19 protein-coding genes are annotated in these 15487 nt (G+C 41.7%); 12 read left to right on the forward strand and 7 right to left on the reverse strand.

All coding sequences use genetic code 11. The features are described from left to right. The first annotated feature begins 112 nt into the window (after positions 1-112). The 5 genes from PY092_RS05780 to PY092_RS05800 all read left to right on the forward strand — a co-directional run bounded on the left by PY092_RS05780 (position 113) and on the right by PY092_RS05800 (position 3628). Positions 113-877 (forward strand): alpha/beta fold hydrolase, encoded by a 765-nt coding sequence (locus tag PY092_RS05780; RefSeq protein ID WP_275614894.1) that lies wholly within the window; start codon positions 113-115, stop codon positions 875-877. 2 nt (positions 878-879) lie between these two features. Continuing rightward, positions 880-1494: a ribosome biogenesis GTP-binding protein YihA/YsxC gene (gene yihA, locus PY092_RS05785; RefSeq protein ID WP_275614895.1), complete on the forward strand. Its 615-nt coding sequence runs from the start codon at positions 880-882 to the stop codon at positions 1492-1494. Between the two features lie 104 nt (positions 1495-1598). Further along, positions 1599-2327 carry a pirin family protein gene (locus PY092_RS05790; protein WP_275614896.1) on the forward strand — a complete coding sequence of 243 codons (729 nt, stop codon included), beginning with the start codon at positions 1599-1601 and terminating at the stop codon, positions 2325-2327. 148 nt (positions 2328-2475) lie between these two features. Beyond that, positions 2476-2955 carry a hypothetical protein gene (locus tag PY092_RS05795; RefSeq protein WP_275614897.1) on the forward strand — a complete coding sequence of 160 codons (480 nt, stop codon included), beginning with the start codon at positions 2476-2478 and terminating at the stop codon, positions 2953-2955. Between the two features lie 61 nt (positions 2956-3016). After that, complete coding sequence (locus PY092_RS05800; protein ID WP_275614898.1) at positions 3017-3628, forward strand: hypothetical protein; 612 nt, start codon at positions 3017-3019, stop codon at positions 3626-3628. Positions 3629-3646: 18 nt separating this feature from the next. Here the strand turns inward: PY092_RS05800 and gldC are convergent, their stop codons facing one another. Further along, positions 3647-3982, reverse strand: coding sequence for a gliding motility protein GldC (gene gldC, locus PY092_RS05805; protein ID WP_207029878.1), 336 nt, complete (start codon positions 3980-3982; stop codon positions 3647-3649). Then, positions 3983-4972, reverse strand: a complete 990-nt coding sequence (gldB, locus tag PY092_RS05810; RefSeq protein ID WP_275614899.1) for a gliding motility lipoprotein GldB — start codon at positions 4970-4972, stop codon at positions 3983-3985. It lies immediately after the preceding gene. A 66-nt stretch (positions 4973-5038) separates the two neighbouring features. On the opposite strand from gldB, the gene nadE reads away from it, so the two are divergent. Together nadE and PY092_RS05820 are read left to right on the forward strand one after the other, a co-directional pair. Next, entirely contained in the window at positions 5039-5827 is a 789-nt protein-coding gene (nadE, locus tag PY092_RS05815) for an NAD(+) synthase (RefSeq protein WP_275614900.1), read from the forward strand. A 157-nt stretch (positions 5828-5984) separates the two neighbouring features. Further along, positions 5985-6614, forward strand: a complete 630-nt coding sequence (locus PY092_RS05820; protein WP_275614901.1) for a response regulator — start codon at positions 5985-5987, stop codon at positions 6612-6614. Between the two features lie 67 nt (positions 6615-6681). Here the strand turns inward: PY092_RS05820 and dnaG are convergent, their stop codons facing one another. Further along, positions 6682-8655: a DNA primase gene (gene dnaG / locus PY092_RS05825; RefSeq protein WP_275614902.1), complete on the reverse strand. Its 1974-nt coding sequence runs from the start codon at positions 8653-8655 to the stop codon at positions 6682-6684. A 138-nt stretch (positions 8656-8793) separates the two neighbouring features. On the opposite strand from dnaG, the gene PY092_RS05830 reads away from it, so the two are divergent. The 3 genes from PY092_RS05830 (at position 8794) to PY092_RS05840 (ending at position 11559) form a co-directional block, all read left to right on the forward strand. Then, positions 8794-10617: a Xaa-Pro dipeptidyl-peptidase gene (locus PY092_RS05830; protein ID WP_275614903.1), complete on the forward strand. Its 1824-nt coding sequence runs from the start codon at positions 8794-8796 to the stop codon at positions 10615-10617. A gap of 89 nt (positions 10618-10706) precedes the next feature. Then, positions 10707-11240, forward strand: a complete 534-nt coding sequence (locus PY092_RS05835; RefSeq protein ID WP_275614904.1) for a flavodoxin domain-containing protein — start codon at positions 10707-10709, stop codon at positions 11238-11240. A 10-nt stretch (positions 11241-11250) separates the two neighbouring features. Further along, positions 11251-11559 carry a phosphoribosylpyrophosphate synthetase gene (locus PY092_RS05840; RefSeq protein ID WP_275614905.1) on the forward strand — a complete coding sequence of 103 codons (309 nt, stop codon included), beginning with the start codon at positions 11251-11253 and terminating at the stop codon, positions 11557-11559. Here PY092_RS05840 and PY092_RS05845 read toward each other — a convergent pair whose 3' ends face one another. Continuing rightward, positions 11560-12189: a 2OG-Fe(II) oxygenase gene (locus PY092_RS05845; protein WP_275614906.1), complete on the reverse strand. Its 630-nt coding sequence runs from the start codon at positions 12187-12189 to the stop codon at positions 11560-11562. It lies immediately after the preceding gene. 114 nt (positions 12190-12303) lie between these two features. Between PY092_RS05845 and PY092_RS05850 the strand changes: the two genes are divergently transcribed. Next, positions 12304-12654, forward strand: coding sequence for a 7(1) septoil knot domain-containing protein (locus PY092_RS05850; RefSeq protein ID WP_275614907.1), 351 nt, complete (start codon positions 12304-12306; stop codon positions 12652-12654). Positions 12655-12690: 36 nt separating this feature from the next. Next, positions 12691-12933, forward strand: coding sequence for a zinc-ribbon domain-containing protein (locus PY092_RS05855; protein WP_275614908.1), 243 nt, complete (start codon positions 12691-12693; stop codon positions 12931-12933). A gap of 49 nt (positions 12934-12982) precedes the next feature. Here the strand turns inward: PY092_RS05855 and PY092_RS05860 are convergent, their stop codons facing one another. The 3 genes from PY092_RS05860 to PY092_RS05870 form a co-directional block, all read right to left on the reverse strand. Then, a complete protein-coding gene (locus tag PY092_RS05860) occupies positions 12983-14053 on the reverse strand; it encodes a hypothetical protein (RefSeq protein ID WP_275614909.1) in 1071 nt (356 codons plus the stop codon). A gap of 84 nt (positions 14054-14137) precedes the next feature. Next, positions 14138-14857: a hypothetical protein gene (locus PY092_RS05865; RefSeq protein WP_275614910.1), complete on the reverse strand. Its 720-nt coding sequence runs from the start codon at positions 14855-14857 to the stop codon at positions 14138-14140. A gap of 5 nt (positions 14858-14862) precedes the next feature. Next, on the reverse strand, positions 14863-15438 hold the full coding sequence (locus PY092_RS05870) for an RNA polymerase sigma factor (protein WP_275614911.1): 576 nt from the start codon (positions 15436-15438) through the stop codon (positions 14863-14865). Between the last annotated feature and the right edge of the window lie 49 nt (positions 15439-15487).

The following is a 15487-nucleotide window of genomic DNA, read 5'->3' on the forward strand; positions in this document are numbered from 1 at the left end:
ACGTGATAAGATTTGAGCCGAATGAAGAAACTTGCCCCACTTATGTAAAAACCTAAAATCTTTGTGATATGAAATTCCTATATTTGCGCCTCTTACTACCAACTGACTATAGATGGAAGAGCATTTAATCGAGGATGGCAAATACCGATATATAGAAAAGGGAGAAGGTACTCCCATGATCATATTGCACGGTTTGATGGGAGGCTTGAGCAACTTCCAAGGAGTATCCGAATATTTTCCACCTAAAGGATACCAAGTACTTATTCCAGAATTGCCCATTTACGATATGCCATTGTTAAAAACCACGGTAAAGAACTTTGCCACGTTCTTGGAAGGGTTTATCGAACACAAGGGTCTGAAGGATGTTATCTTGCTTGGAAATTCCTTGGGCGGACATATTGGTCTGTTACACACCAAAATGTTCCCCGAAATGGTAAAGGCTTTGGTAATTACAGGAAGTTCTGGACTCTACGAGAGCGCCATGGGTGATGGATACCCGAAGCGTGGTGATTACGAGTTCATTAAAAAGAAGGCAGAGGACGTATTTTACGACCCAAAAGTGGCCACAAAGGAAATCGTGGACGAGGTTTTTGCAACCGTGAACGACAGGATGAAGTTGGTAAAGACATTGGCCATAGCCAAAAGTGCCATTCGCCATAATATGTCCAAAGACCTGCCCCACATGAATACACCAACATGTATTATTTGGGGAGAAAACGATACAGTGACCCCACCGAATGTGGCCAAGGAATTCCATGAATTGCTACCTGATTCCGATTTATATTGGATAGAAAAATGTGGCCATGCCCCCATGATGGAGCACCCCAACGACTTTAACCATATTCTTGAAGCTTGGCTGAAAAAGCGTAACTTCTAGGCATGAAAATTACCTCAGCAGAATTTGTGATGAGCAACTCCAATGTTGCCAAATGCCCCAATGAGCCCTTACCCGAATACGCCTTTATCGGTAGGTCCAATGTAGGGAAATCATCCTTGATCAATATGCTGGTGGAGCGAAAAGCACTGGCCAAAACCTCGGGAAGACCCGGAAAGACACAACTCATCAACCATTTTAAGATCAACAACAATTGGTTTTTGGTGGATTTGCCAGGTTACGGCTATGCTCGGGTTTCCAAAAAAGACAAAAAAACCTTTCAGAAATACATTACCGAGTATTTTCAGAAAAGAAAGCAACTGGTATGTGGTTTTGTGTTGGTGGATATCCGCCACGACCCACAACCTGTGGACCTTGAATTCATGGAATGGCTGGGCACCAACCAGATTCCTTTTGCCATAATCTTTACCAAGGCGGACAAACTCAAACCTGCCGTTATCGAAAAGCAAGCAAATGCTTACCTCCAAAAATTATTGGAAGGTGCTTGGGAAGAAGCACCTCCACATTTTACCACTTCATCAACCAACCGAATGGGGAGGGAAGAACTTCTTGAGTTCATCGACGGTATCAACCAACAATTTTTCCAGAGCAACAAATAACCATAAAGCCCTACTTTCCTCATTAATCAAACAAGGTAAGATTAGGTCCGATTTTACGACTAATAGCTACCTGAAAAAGCTTTTATAAATCAAAAATCGATACAATGAAATCTGTATTGCACAAAGCAGCAACTCGCGGCCACGCTGACCATGGCTGGTTGAATTCACATCATACTTTTAGTTTTGCAGGCTACCACGACCCAGAGCGCATGCACTTTGGGGTTTTGCGTGTACTGAATGATGACCAAGTGGCTCCCGGAAGAGGTTTTGGAACCCACCCGCACGACAATATGGAAATCATATCCATTCCTTTGGGAGGGGATTTGGAACACAAGGATAGCATGGGCAATACCACGACCATCAAAGAAGGGGACGTACAGGTAATGAGTGCTGGCACCGGTATTCAGCATAGCGAGTACAACAAAAACACAGACCAAGAAGTTAAGTTTTTACAGATATGGGTTTTCCCCAACAAGCGAAATGTGGAACCTAGATATGACCAGATTTCCATTCGGGACATTGAAAAAAAGAATGCCTTTTACCAAGTACTTTCACCCAATCCTGATGATGAAGGGGTTTGGGTACATCAAGATGCTTGGTTCCATTTAGGAAAATTTGAATCGGGTGCCTCAGATTCCTATCGGATAAAAAAAGAAGGCAATGGGGTTTACGCATTTATTTTGGATGGAGATGTTGAGATCGATGGCCAAAAACTGGGAAAACGAGATGGGTTTGGCGTATGGGAAGCGGACAGTTTTGATTTAAAATCGCTTACCAATAGCCGAGTTTTGTTAATGGAAGTTCCGATGGCCTTGCCGCGAATCAATGGATAAATTAAATTGAAAAAGGTAGGATAATCAATATGCCGGATGCAGGAAGGGACCTGAACATACCCCAATCCGTCAATTGAAACTCAGCATCCGTCAATTACCAACCGTAATAATGCGTTTTCTTTCATTATTTTGAATAACGCACATCAAAATGAATGATAGCAATAACGGAATTTCAAGTTTTTTAAAAAGAATCAACCTACTTCACAAAGCCATAATGGCAAGTCCGATTCTGGTTGGCATAGTTGTATACCAATTGGCGGACAACCCATATTTATTGATTTTGCATGCATGGGATATTTTATTGGCTTTTGTAATCTGCACTATTGTTCTAGGCATATATTTAAGCGACCTGATTTTTAGAAAATATCTTTTGGGCATTTCAACCGACCTATCACTACCCAAAAAACTTGAGAAATTCCAAACTGTCTTTTTATTGAAAATGATACTTCTGGAAATGCCTTCACTTATAAGTGCTGCAGTTTTTTATTTGACCCAAAACCAACTATACCTCATGATCATCGGAGGAATGGTGGTTTATATGATTTTACAATCACCAAAAAAGGAAAGTATAATCCGTGCCTTGGATTTAAGGGGTAAGGACAAAGTTAAATTCAATCAAGCGAATTAGTCCACACATGTTCAGTTCCGCACTTTTTAAATTTGTATGCCCTTTCCTTATTCTTTTAATCATGTCCAATTGCACTTCTTCCCGTCAAGCAACAAAAATTGAAAACGCCACTGTGGAAAAAATTAAAAAATTAGACAAAAAATCGATTATTAAAATGGGGCAAAACATTTTAAAACAGGAAATCGGGGAAAATGCACCCGATTTTTATGAGCAAAAGGTATATGCCAATGCCAGCTCAGTATTGGTACAGTTCCAAGTGCCCCTAAAGTTTGCAGCACTTAATTCGAACTATTATTATGGCGCATCCATTGAATTGATTTCAAAATCCTTGACCCTTGATCCAATCTTCAACTCAGATTCGGTTTCAAATGGCTTGGATTACCTATCATTCTACAGACCTACTAAAAGCGACCACCGTTCAATAGAGGATATTTTACACAAAATCAATAGCCCCTATAAATCAATGAGGAAGATTTGGCGCGCCTTAATAGACCAACACGAACGCCTTACAGTAATTGAAAAGGAAAATTATTATGAAATTGAATCCCTGTCACAACATCAAAGTTCCCGATTTAAACTAATGAAAGGTTCAGGGGAGACCCTAAATCGTTCACATCGACATCTTAAATCCCAAACTATGAAAGAAATGGGTTATGTTGAAATCAAAAAATAGGCTCTGAAGATTGGAGGCCTACTTTTTAAGCTCCAACTTTTCCGCAAAGTAATCACAAAAATCCTTCATGGTAGCGGTCATCTTTTCGTCCTGTGTGGCCTTGAAAAAAGTATCGGCCATGGTAACCAAGGTCTGATGAAAAAACACCTTCATCTCGTCCACGGGCATATCCTTGGTCCAAAGATCGATTTTCAACGATTCTTGGTTTTTGCTATCCCAAACGGACAGCATCATGGCTTTGGCCTCTTCCTCATTAATACCACCGTCCTGCGCCGACCATTTCAATTCCTCGGGCACTCGGTTCTCATCCAATCCAACCTTCAAGGTTATCTCCGAAGTGTGTTCTACTGCCATTTATCTTTTTGGTTTGTAATTTGACTGTTTTAAAATTTCATCCGCGGGCATCTGCAATAATTGCTTAAGACCCATATCCGTTTTTTCCATAAAGGCCCTCACAATTTGCCACCCCATGTATCTTCCCAACCTTGGAGGCGATTCGTTGTCCAGTTCCAATCCAAATTTGGTAAAGGGTGCCGGGTCCAAAAATTTCCTGTCCAATCCCGTATCGGTACTGTACAGCAGCTCCCGTTCCACAAAATACGTCCACATTTGTTCTTCATTGGCCCTGGCCCATTCCATCTGTTCTTCGGAATATCCAATTTTCTGGGCATCCGTTGCAGAAGGCATCAGTTTATCTTTCAGATAAAGTTCTTTTCCAAAATAGACCATGCGGGAAAGCAGTGTCCGGTTACGAGGAAAGTTGATCACTTTTTTGGAAAAAGCACTTGCCACATCGGAAATCAAAAACTTTTTGTCCAAAGAGGTTGCTATGTATCTTTGGATACCTTCATAAAAATGATGGTCTTGCCCCAAATAATTATCCAGACCGATCAATAAAAGGGAATCCGTCAAAATAACCCGGCTTTCGTACCCAACATCCGAAGTGAGTGTAACCACATGAGGTGTTTCGGTCTCTGGAAAATAATATTTTATGTGTTTGAAGAGAGATTCCAAATCCTCCGATTCCTGCTCAAAATTGCCAAAAGCCTTGGCAACTTCATCAGACAATTCAATTTGAATCGTATCGGCAAGCTTGGCAATCCAAACGCTATCGGGAAATTGTTCCGGGAACAAGTAAGGGTATTTCCGTTTCAAGTTCTGGATGTCATTTGCTTCAGCATTTGCAAACGCTTCATCAAACCTTGAAATCTGTAAATCAATGGCAACCTTATCAATTTCTTCTTCGGTCTTATCGGTTTCCGCACAGGATGAAAGCAACAAAATCATCATTAAAACAAAACTTCTGAACACGGGAATTGTAAAGTATTTGAACAACCACTTCATTTTTAAGGGCACAGGGTTTAAATTTACAGGGCACAAAGGTAATTTATAGAATCTAAATAGTAAGATATGCAAACAGAAAAGGTAATCGACCATATTGTGAATTGGCTAAAAACGTATGCCGAAAACGCAAAATGCAACGGTTTTGTAATTGGTGTTTCAGGCGGAATTGATTCCGCAGTGACCTCAACGCTCTGTGCAAAGACCGGTTTGGATCTTTTGTGTTTGGAAATGCCGATTCATCAGGGCAAGAATCAAGTGACCCGAGCTGACAGACATATTGATTGGTTGATTGAGAATTTCCCCAACGTTTCCAGACAACCCGTTAACCTAACCCCCGTTTTTGATAGTCTGGTGGACGCTTTTCCAAAAGTGGACAACGAAGAAGAACGTTTTATGTCCCTGGCCAATACAAGGGCCAGACTGCGTATGACCACTCTTTACTATTTCGCCGCCCTTAAGGGATATCTGGTTGCGGGAACAGGGAACAAGGTAGAGGATTTTGGCATCGGGTTCTATACTAAATATGGTGACGGAGGGGTTGACCTTAGTCCGATTGCAGACCTTGTCAAAACAGAGGTTTACGCTTTGGGTGCTGCACTCGGAGTAAACCAAGATATTATGGAAGCTGCGCCTACCGATGGCCTTTGGGGAGATAGCAGAACCGACGAAGATCAAATCGGTGCCTCCTATCCTGAACTGGAATGGGCCATGGAAATGGATGATCAAGGCAAAAATGCCGAGGATTTTTCTGGCAGGGAAAAGGAAATATTCACTATATATAAAAAGTATAATACTGCAAACAAACATAAGATGGTTCCCATACCTATTTGTGAGATTCCGATCGGGTTAAAGTAGCGGTTTGTCTGGGAAATCCCAGTTTAAGACGAAAAAAACCCCAGAAAAACTATGGTTTTAAGAAAAAAGTTACAGTTTTACATTATTAAATTGTTATCTTGCTCGCTATACTTTTAGTATTTAGGAGCTAACCATTAATTAAAACAAACCGAATCAAATGATAAAAGTATTGATTGCTGACAACCATCCCATTGTTAGGCTTGGTATTAGACAGGTACTTGAATCGAGCTCAGACATTGAAGTCATTGCTGATGTTTCAACTACCGAAGAGCTTTTTAATACATTGAAAACTGTAACCCCCGATGTAGTGATTTTAGAAATGGACATTCCAGAAATCAATGGAATTGCCACGCTAAGAAAAATGAAATTGGAATTTCCTGACATCAAGACCTTGATGTACAGCGGACAGTCCGAAGATGTTTACGCTCTGAGCACCATCCGTGCAGGTGCATTTGGGTACTTATCCAAAACTGCGGATTTGGAATACATTATTTCCGCCGTCAAAAAAGTAAGTGAAGGCAATATGTTCATTACCAACGAACTGGCCCAACGTCTTGCTTTTGACGAAGGAACACAAAAACCACGTAGATTCTTTAGAAAACTTTCTTCCCGTGAGGTCGAGGTGCTTAAACTATTGGCCAGTGGAAAAAGAAACAAGGAAGTTGCGGAAGGTTTGAATCTTAACGAAAAAACAGTAAGTACGTACAAAGCCCGTTTGATGAAAAAATTGAACGTGGATAATTTGGTGGACTTACTGCAACAGGCCAAAGCCCTGGAACTCTATTAAGGAATACCCAACCAAACCAACTATTGTGGAAACCCCTTTCAATTTGAATTGAAAGGGGTTTTATATGTTAAGAAAGTACACGATTCAATTTGGCGTTCAACAATTTATTGAGCTGGAGATAATTCATGATCTCTTCCAAAACCTCCGTATGGTCCCCTTGACTATCCTGTGTTCTTTCCTTTAATTTTTCAATACGGTTTTTTATCAAATTGCAGCGCAGGGTAAGAATGGTCTCGCCCACCAATTGTGCAACGCCTATCTGTTTTTCTTTTGGATAGATGTCCCTTCGTTCCCAATCGTGCAATACATACTGCTCCTCTTCCATCAAGATAGAAGACACTTGCGAAACCGTTTCCTGGTCTAAATCAGACAAAAAGGTATTGATTGAAAATTCCGAATCCTCGTTCAACTTCTCGATCAATTTGTAATAAATGGTTTTGAACTGCTCGTTGGTCAGCTCAATTTCATCATCCTGAAGGTCCAAATACACTTTTTCATAGACCTTGGCCTCTACAACCTCGGGTTCAAGCACCAACTCACCCTCTTCATTTTCTTTGAGTACCAAATCCTCGAACTCTTGCTTTTGATTACCATACAATAAGAGAACTTCAATGATCTTTCGTTCCAACTCATATTGTACATCGACCCTCTCAACTACAGCGTCGTTTTTTACAACTTCAAAGGCCTTCTGTTCTTTCCTTACTTTTTTGGAAGCATCCGTTTGATGTTTTTTATCAATCTGTGCCAGGGTGTTATAAAGGACATCCTCAGAAATCTGCATGATTTTTGCACATTCCTGTACGTAGATTTCCTGTCGGATACGATCTGGAATCTTACTGATACTGTTGACAATATCCCGTACCGTATCGGCTCGTTTTATAGGATCGTTGGCAGCTTCCTCTGCCAACAAGGAAGTCTTGAACTGAATAAAATCCTTGGCATTTTCATCCAAGTACTGCACCAGATCCTCGTAGGTATTGTTTTTGGCAAAACTATCAGGGTCCTCGCCCTCAGGAAAGGTACAGACCTTCACGTTCATGCCCTGTTCCAGAATAAGGTCAATACCACGGAGAGATGCACGTAATCCCGCGGCATCACCATCAAAAAGAACGGTAATGTTCTTGGTAAGCCTATTGATGAGTCGAATCTGCTCAGGGGTCAATGCCGTTCCACTTGAGGACACCACATTTTCCACCCCACGCTGGTACATTTGAATGACATCCGTGTACCCTTCCACCAAAAAGCAGTTATCTTCCTTGGCAATGGCCTGCTTGGCATAATAAATACCGTACAGCACCTTGCTCTTATGATAGATTTCGCTCTCGGGCGAGTTCAGATATTTTGCAGCCTTTTTATCATTTGTCAAAATCCGGCCACCGAATCCAAGTACCCTACCGCTCATGGAATGGATAGGGAACATCACACGCCCCTTGAACCTATCAAACTTTCGCTTTTCTCCACCAGCCTGTTCCTTAACAATGGTAAGTCCCGTTTTTTCCAAGAACTCCAATTGGTAACCATTGTCCAAAGCAGTTTTGGTAAAAGCCTCCCACTCGTCCAAACTATAACCCAGACCAAACTTTTTAATGGTCTCATCGGTAAAGCCGCGCTCCTTAAAATAGGTCAGCCCAATGGCTTTGCCCAGTTCAGATTCCCAAAGGGTTTCGGTAAAATACTTTTGTGCATACTCGGAGACCAAATACATGCTCTCCCGCTCATTGGCCTGTTCCTTCTGCTCATCCGTCTGTTCGGTCTCCTCTACTTCAATGTTGTACTTTTTTGCCAAGTATTTTATGGCTTCGGGATAGGTGAAGTGTTCGTGCTCCATCAAAAAAGCCACCACATTACCTCCCTTTCCACTACTGAAATCCTTCCAAATCTGTTTTACGGGTGATACCATAAAACTGGGAGTACGTTCATCCGTAAAAGGACTCAGTCCCTTGAAATTGGACCCCGACTTCTTCAATTGCACAAAATCGCCGATGACCTCCTCCAATCGGGCGGTTTCATAAACTTGGTCTATGGTGGTTTTTGAAATCAAGGTGTTTTGTTAAAATAGCTGTTAAAGGTAAATAAAAACAATGTTTTGATGAATCCAAAAAGGAATTCCCTCTTTTAGATTTAGTATCTTGGGGACTGATTACCTTCCAATTGTAAGAACGAGAAAAAAATTGATGATATGGTAAAGAAAGAAACAAAAAGTTATTTGATCCTAGTTACATTTTTATTGGCCTTTGTGCTGGTGGCCCAAGGACAAATGGCCGAAAAGTCCGGCCCTGTTATAGAAAATGGCGAAGCACAAGTGGTCGAGGCTTTTTCCGACCCTAGTAAATGGATACGCCATGATCTTTGGGTGGAAACCACTTTTGATTCGGATGGCGATGGCAAATTGGACCGTATGCACGTGGATGTGTCACGCCCGGAACAAACGGACACGGAAAACCTAAAGCTTCCCGTTATCTACGAATCCAGTCCATATTACGCTGGTACAGCTGGCTTGGCCAAAGGAATTTTTTGGGATGTACAACATGAACTTGGAGAACAAGGAAAACCAAGAAAGCACCCTAGCGTTACACGGGTCGGCGAACGTCCGATAATTTCCAACTCCCAAGTGAGAACATGGGTCCCACGAGGCTATATCGTGGTCCACTCTTCCTCTCCGGGCACAGGGCTTTCCGATGGGGCACCAACGGTTGGTGGCGACAACGAATCCTTGGCCCCAAAAGCAGTTATAGATTGGCTCAATGGAAGAGCAAAGGGCTTTACCGAGAGAGAGGGCGGCACCGAAGTCAAAGCTTATTGGTCCACAGGAAAAGTGGGCATGACGGGCACCTCGTACAACGGAACCATACCTCTGGCCGCTGCCACCACAGGCGTCGATGGCCTAGAGGCCATAATCCCCATTGCACCGAATACTTCGTATTACCATTATTATCGCTCCAATGGCCTTATACGTTCTCCTGGCGGATATCTGGGCGAGGACATCGATGTGCTCTACGATTTTATCCATAGTGGAGACGAATCCAACAGAGCTAGAAACAATGAAATCATTCGTGATACCGAAATGAAGAACGGGCAGGACCGTATTACAGGAGATTACAACGACTTTTGGGCTGGAAGGGATTACCTGAACGATATGAAACCCATGAAAGCGGCCCTTTTGATGTCCCATGGTTTCAACGACTGGAACGTGATGCCCGAACATAGCTACCGCATTTACAAAAAAGCCAAAGAAATGGGGCTGCCCGTACGGATTTATTACCATCAAAACGGTCACGGTGGGCCACCGCCCATATCCATGATGAACCGATGGTTTACCCGATATCTATACGGGGTGGAAAATGGAGTTGAAAATGAACCGAAAGCGTGGATTGTTCGCGAAAACGACAAAAAAGATAACCCAACTCCTTATGCGGATTACCCCAATCCGGAGGCAAAGGATATGAAACTGTTCTTAACAAAAGGTGCACCCGAAAAGGGACAATTGACCACCAGTAAGCCCAAAAAGCAAGGAACGGAGACCTTAGTGGACAACTATTCCTTTTCGGGTGCAAGCTTGGCAAAAGCTGAGGCCACAGAGCACAGACTCCTTTATGTCACTGCTCCTTTAACCGAAGATGTTCACATCTCTGGAGTGCCCAAAATCAAGGTCAAACTGGCCAGTAGCAAACCTGCAGCCAATTTATCTGTTTGGGTGGTATCCCTGCCTTGGACCGATGCTTTGAACACCAAAATAACGGACAACATTATCACTCGTGGATGGGCAGACCCTCAAAACCACAGTTCATTGACCGAAAGTGAACCTTTGGTTCCCAACAAATTCTACGAAATGGAATTTGAGTTGATGCCCGATGATCAGATTATTCCCAAAGGACAGCAAATCGGTCTGATGATTTTTTCCAGCGATAAGGAGTTTACCCTTTGGCCCGAACCGGGAACAGAACTGACCATAAACTTGGATGACACCGAACTAGTGCTGCCAATTGTGGGAGGGAAATTATAATTTATAGTTGGGTGTAACTGATTAAAATCATTGAGATTTTCAAAAATATTTCATGACTTTAGGGTAGTGTAACAATCAACCCAATAGTGATGAAGATTTTAATCATTTATGGCACCGTGGAAGGCCAAACCCGAAAAATTGCAAGGTTTATGGAGAACGTGCTACAAGAAGGCGGCCATCAAGTGGTTATAGCCAATGCTGTAGAAGACCCTCCTGTCCCGGACAATTTTGATACGGTTCTTGTTGGTAGTTCAATACATATTCACAAATACAATACGTTGATAAAAGACTATGTTCAAGAACACATTGATACCTTAAACGAAAAGCCAAGTGCTTTTTTCTCGGTAAGTATGGCAGTAGCATCCGACCTTAAAGAAGAACATGAGGAGGCAGCGCAAATTGCGAATGACTTTTTAAAAGATACCGGCTGGAACACAACAACTATATGGCATATTGCAGGAGCTTTGAAATACACTGAATACAATTATTTCAAAAAATTGATCATGCGCTCCATTGCTAAAAAAGAAGGCGGTTCAGTGGATACCAGCCAAGACCATGAATACACAGACTGGCCAAAAGTAAAGGAACAGGTCTTGTACTTTATCAATAATTTAAAAACATAATTAAGAACACATGAACAAACATAGTTTCGATACACTGTCGCAAGCGGTGAATACCTTGACCCAAGAGGGATATGAAGAGGATTTTGAAGCAGAAGAAACCTGCATCAAGGCATTGTACTCCAAAAAAGAGTATCAACCCAGTGATTTAAAAATCATCAGCTCCTATCGTTTTGAAGGGATGACAAACCCTAGTGATGAATCCATAGTATTTACCATTGAAGCCAATGATGGGACCAAAGGAACCTTGATAATTTCCTATGGTGCATCAACAGCACAAAATGAAGATTTAATTCAGCAGATTCCGTGCAAAAAGCATTGATCAAACAAACAATTTACCCACAGACGAGGGTTGGTGCAATAACCAACCCGTTAAACTAAACCTACTTTTTTGAGCTTTTAGCACTGCGTGGGGCACTTGGGCACTTTTGAATAGTACACAACGGGCCGCCAAAGGTTCCACTAAAAAGCTAGAACCGTCTTTTTCAAAAATCTCCAATTCACCACCATCTCCATGTTTCCAATCATCGTTCAAATAAATGATCATGGAAATCATACGGTTGTTTCTGCTTTCAAATTGATCTAGATGCTTATCGTAATGCCCTCCGGATGGATAGTGTGCCAAATGAAACTCGTAACCCGATAAACTTAAATAGCAATATCGATTGAAAATGTGGAGGGTTTCATCCAAAAGGTTCCAATACATTTCCAGTTGGGCATCTCGCTTTCTGTCCAACCAATACGTAAAATCGCCACGTATCTTACCATCAATTTGATTATCGGAATGGGCACCAATACCAGCTTCCTTAAAATTGGGCAGTTTGCCCAGAAGAAAAGATTTCATCTCCAAGTACAGTTCCTCCCGAAGAAAGTTATCGATAATCACATAATCCTTACTGGAGATGTCGTCCATCCAGGACAACCAATCCTCCAAATCGTGGTAGGCGCTCAATGTTTCAAAAATGTGAACGAATGTAGAAAATATTTAAAAACGAAAATGATTTTTTTATTCGCCCTTTGAAAACAATGCCAAAGCATTGGCATAAAAATTGACATCTCTTCTTCTATGAAAAAATGGCTATCTCCTTTTGTGTTAATCTTTATTTCTGCAACAGTGCGTGCCCAACAAGTGTACGAGGTAAATCAAGAATATAAGGCAGACGTGAAAATATTTAGAGTAGACCAGGAATATAAGGCTGATTTACTAGTATATGTTGTGGATAGGGAATACAAGGCCATAGACAATGTTGGCCTGTGGTACTTTACAGATTTTGAGTACAAGTCAGATTTTACCATCTATTATGTGAACCAAGAATACAAAGCAGATCTAAAAATATTTTTTGTTGACCAAGAGTACAAAAGCACATGGAGGAATAATCGTAAAAAAATAGAACTCCAGATGATTCTCGATGAATGACATAAATCCAATATCTTTACTCTCTAGATACATCCTATGATACTCTTCTTCGGAACAAGACCGGGCAAAAAGGAAACCAAAAAGCTATCCCATGTTTCCTGTTCGCATTGTGGACAAACGGGAACAATCACTGCGGTGGCCCAACCCAACTACGCCCATTTGTTCTGGATTCCACTCTTTACCATCAACAATATCCGTTACGCAGAATGTTCCCATTGTAAAAAAGTGTATTACAAAGAGGATTTCACTCCAGAAATGGAACGGGCACTATCCGCATAAAAAAACGGCCAGGAAAATCCCGACCGTATTTCTTCAAGGTTCAAAATGGTTAAATATCGAACCGAAGGCCCAATGATATATTGTTCTGTTCCGTGTCCGCATGTTTAAATATGGGGTTCAAATCATATTTAAGGTAAAGCAAAACCCCATCAAACCCCACATAGCCACTTACACCGTAAATTAGATCGCTGGTATTGTAGCCTCTTTTCAGTTTATCTTTCACATCCTCACCATCCCGAGTATACTTCAGTTTTTGACGCGTTCCCAAATTAAAACCTGCATATCCGCCCAAGCCCAATCTAAATTGATTTCTAATGGAATACCGAATAGTACGCTCTGTTTCTTTAACACGGGATGGGCCCATCTCAAAATGCACGGGAAACACAAGGTTGTCCATTCTAAGTTTGGACTTCTCTAAATCGTATTCAAATTCTTCCAAAGTAGTCTGATCCCCATTTTGAACAAATATTTGGTTTCCATCTGGTTTAAGTCCATTGAATTGAAATGAAAATCCATAATTAAAACGCAACCAATTGGCGTTTTTAAAAACCCTGGTCCGCCATTGCCAACCCATTTCAAAAAAGCGGCTACCTCCAATTTTATAAGGAGAATCGTCCAATGATTGCCCCTCGATCAATGCATTGTTCAACCCAACAGCCATTACAAAATCGGAATAGGTACGTCGATCGTACTTAATGTACTTTTTCTTTCTTTTTGAGTTAAAGGTTATGGCCGGTCTACCATCAATACTCAGATCAATCCTCATTTTTCTGCCCTCGATGGAATCCAATTCACTCAATGTAAGCACATTGCCCTTATTGCGCTCTAGCAAAGCTATTCTGTTCTCAATGATCGCGACACGGTTTTCAATGTTCAGAGCCCTTTGTTTGGCCACTTCTTCTTTTAAGATCCTAGTTTCATTTTCAGAAATATCCCCATCCTCCAAACGCTGGTTGATGTCTTTCACTTCTAATTTTAGAGCTTCTTTCTCCTGTTCCACAATGCGTTGTTTCTCGACCCTCAACGCCTCTATTTTCTTTTGATAGTCCTCCTGCCCAAATGTTACTTGGGATACAAGGAACAAGAATAAAACTGCTGAATAAAATGTAATTGTTTTCATGATTGTTTTGGATTATAAACCTCCCTCCCTCCTGCCCGATTGGACAGGAAGTTGTAGAAGGTTTGACTTGATTGATGAATAATTTTATTGATTTCGGTCTGCCACGGCGGTACGTAGTTTAAGGTATCCTGATTTTAAGGCATCGAATATTTGATCTCGGAACGATTCGTCCAGTTCATCCTCCACTTCTGCCAATAGTGACATGGCATCTACGGAACCGCCATCGGCGAATAACTTATCGGTCAAAATTTGACGTTGTGCCGCTCGCAAAAGGGAATCCACTTCGGCATCGGAGACATCTTGTTGTCCACTTTCCATCAGTGCTACCTGTGCCACCACTTCTTCCACCTTTTGTGCTATCAGCTTATCCGAATTTATTTTGATTTCGTCCTGTAATGGTTCTTTCACATCCTGCTCGGCAACCGCCACATTGGAAATCGGCTGTTGAACCTCCCTGTTTTCCTCTGGTTCTATAGATTCGACTTCCGTCCCGGCCAACTCGGTCTCCACCTCTGGAGGTAGCTCTTTTTCTACTTTCTCCACGGATTTTATTCCGGCTTCTTCATGGGCCTCCGTTTCCACAACTTGTAGTTGCTCCACCTCGGCATCGCCATTGGCAAAAAAGAAGACCGACACCAGCACAATGCCCACAACGCTCGCAGCAATGGCATAAGGAAACCAGGTGTTTCTTTTTCGCTGCGCTGGCTCTTTTACTTGCGTAGCAATCTTGTCCCATGCCCCTTTTGATGGTGCAATGGTTCGCTTCTCAAGCTTCTCCTTGATATGTTTTTCCAATTTATCCATACCCTCTATTTTTTGTTCGCCGAATGTGACTTGGGCGACATTCCCTTTAAACTTAAATTCTCCTGAAGCATCTTTCTGGCCTTGAACAATTGCGATTTTGAGGTTCCCTCGGATATTTCCAATAGCTCTGCAATCTCTTTGTGGCCATAACCTTCGATAGCATAAAGCAAGAATACCGCTTTGTAGCCTTCGGGAAGTTCATCGATCAAGTGTTGCACATATTCAACATCCAAAAGGCCATTGTTGGAAGTTGAAATTTCTCCGTTCACTTCCACGACATCGTCATCATAGACCACAAACTGCCTTTTGCGCAAATACGAAATACTTTCTCGTACCATTATTATTCTGATCCAACCTTCAAAACTCCCTTTATGTTGATAGGAACTTAAATGGTCAAAGACCTTGACAAATCCATTGACCATCACATCCTCCGCAAAATGGAGGTCCTTGATGTACTGTCTACAAACCCCTAGCATTTTGGGCGAAAATTTATCGTACAACAACCTTTGGGATTGTTGGTCCCCTTTGATCGATTTTTTGATCAGCTGTTTTTCATTGCTATGTAACGCGATGATCTTCAAAAAGTTTGGTTTACAAAAGTGCTTCTATTTTAATAGACGGGATATGAAT

Source organism: Flagellimonas yonaguniensis, assembly GCF_029193885.1.
GTDB classification, from domain to species: Bacteria; Bacteroidota; Bacteroidia; order Flavobacteriales; family Flavobacteriaceae; genus Flagellimonas; species Flagellimonas yonaguniensis.

Bases quoted from the DNA above. Each gene is read 5' to 3' on its own strand.
- gldB (WP_275614899.1), bottom strand. From the start codon at position 4,972: ATGAAGTGGTTGTTCAAATACTTTACAATTCCCGTGTTCAGAAGTTTT.
- PY092_RS05865 (WP_275614910.1), bottom strand. From the start codon at position 14,857: ATGGATAAATTGGAAAAACATATCAAGGAGAAGCTTGAGAAGCGAACC.
- PY092_RS05790 (WP_275614896.1), top strand. From the start codon at position 1,599: ATGAAATCTGTATTGCACAAAGCAGCAACTCGCGGCCACGCTGACCAT.
- PY092_RS05795 (WP_275614897.1), top strand. From the start codon at position 2,476: ATGAATGATAGCAATAACGGAATTTCAAGTTTTTTAAAAAGAATCAAC.
- PY092_RS05780 (WP_275614894.1), top strand. From the start codon at position 113: ATGGAAGAGCATTTAATCGAGGATGGCAAATACCGATATATAGAAAAG.
- PY092_RS05830 (WP_275614903.1), top strand. From the start codon at position 8,794: ATGGTAAAGAAAGAAACAAAAAGTTATTTGATCCTAGTTACATTTTTA.
- PY092_RS05855 (WP_275614908.1), top strand. From the start codon at position 12,691: ATGATACTCTTCTTCGGAACAAGACCGGGCAAAAAGGAAACCAAAAAG.
- nadE (WP_275614900.1), top strand. From the start codon at position 5,039: ATGCAAACAGAAAAGGTAATCGACCATATTGTGAATTGGCTAAAAACG.
- yihA (WP_275614895.1), top strand. From the start codon at position 880: ATGAAAATTACCTCAGCAGAATTTGTGATGAGCAACTCCAATGTTGCC.
- gldC (WP_207029878.1), bottom strand. From the start codon at position 3,982: ATGGCAGTAGAACACACTTCGGAGATAACCTTGAAGGTTGGATTGGAT.
- PY092_RS05835 (WP_275614904.1), top strand. From the start codon at position 10,707: ATGAAGATTTTAATCATTTATGGCACCGTGGAAGGCCAAACCCGAAAA.
- PY092_RS05860 (WP_275614909.1), bottom strand. From the start codon at position 14,053: ATGAAAACAATTACATTTTATTCAGCAGTTTTATTCTTGTTCCTTGTA.
- PY092_RS05850 (WP_275614907.1), top strand. From the start codon at position 12,304: ATGAAAAAATGGCTATCTCCTTTTGTGTTAATCTTTATTTCTGCAACA.
- PY092_RS05820 (WP_275614901.1), top strand. From the start codon at position 5,985: ATGATAAAAGTATTGATTGCTGACAACCATCCCATTGTTAGGCTTGGT.
- PY092_RS05800 (WP_275614898.1), top strand. From the start codon at position 3,017: ATGTCCAATTGCACTTCTTCCCGTCAAGCAACAAAAATTGAAAACGCC.
- PY092_RS05840 (WP_275614905.1), top strand. From the start codon at position 11,251: ATGAACAAACATAGTTTCGATACACTGTCGCAAGCGGTGAATACCTTG.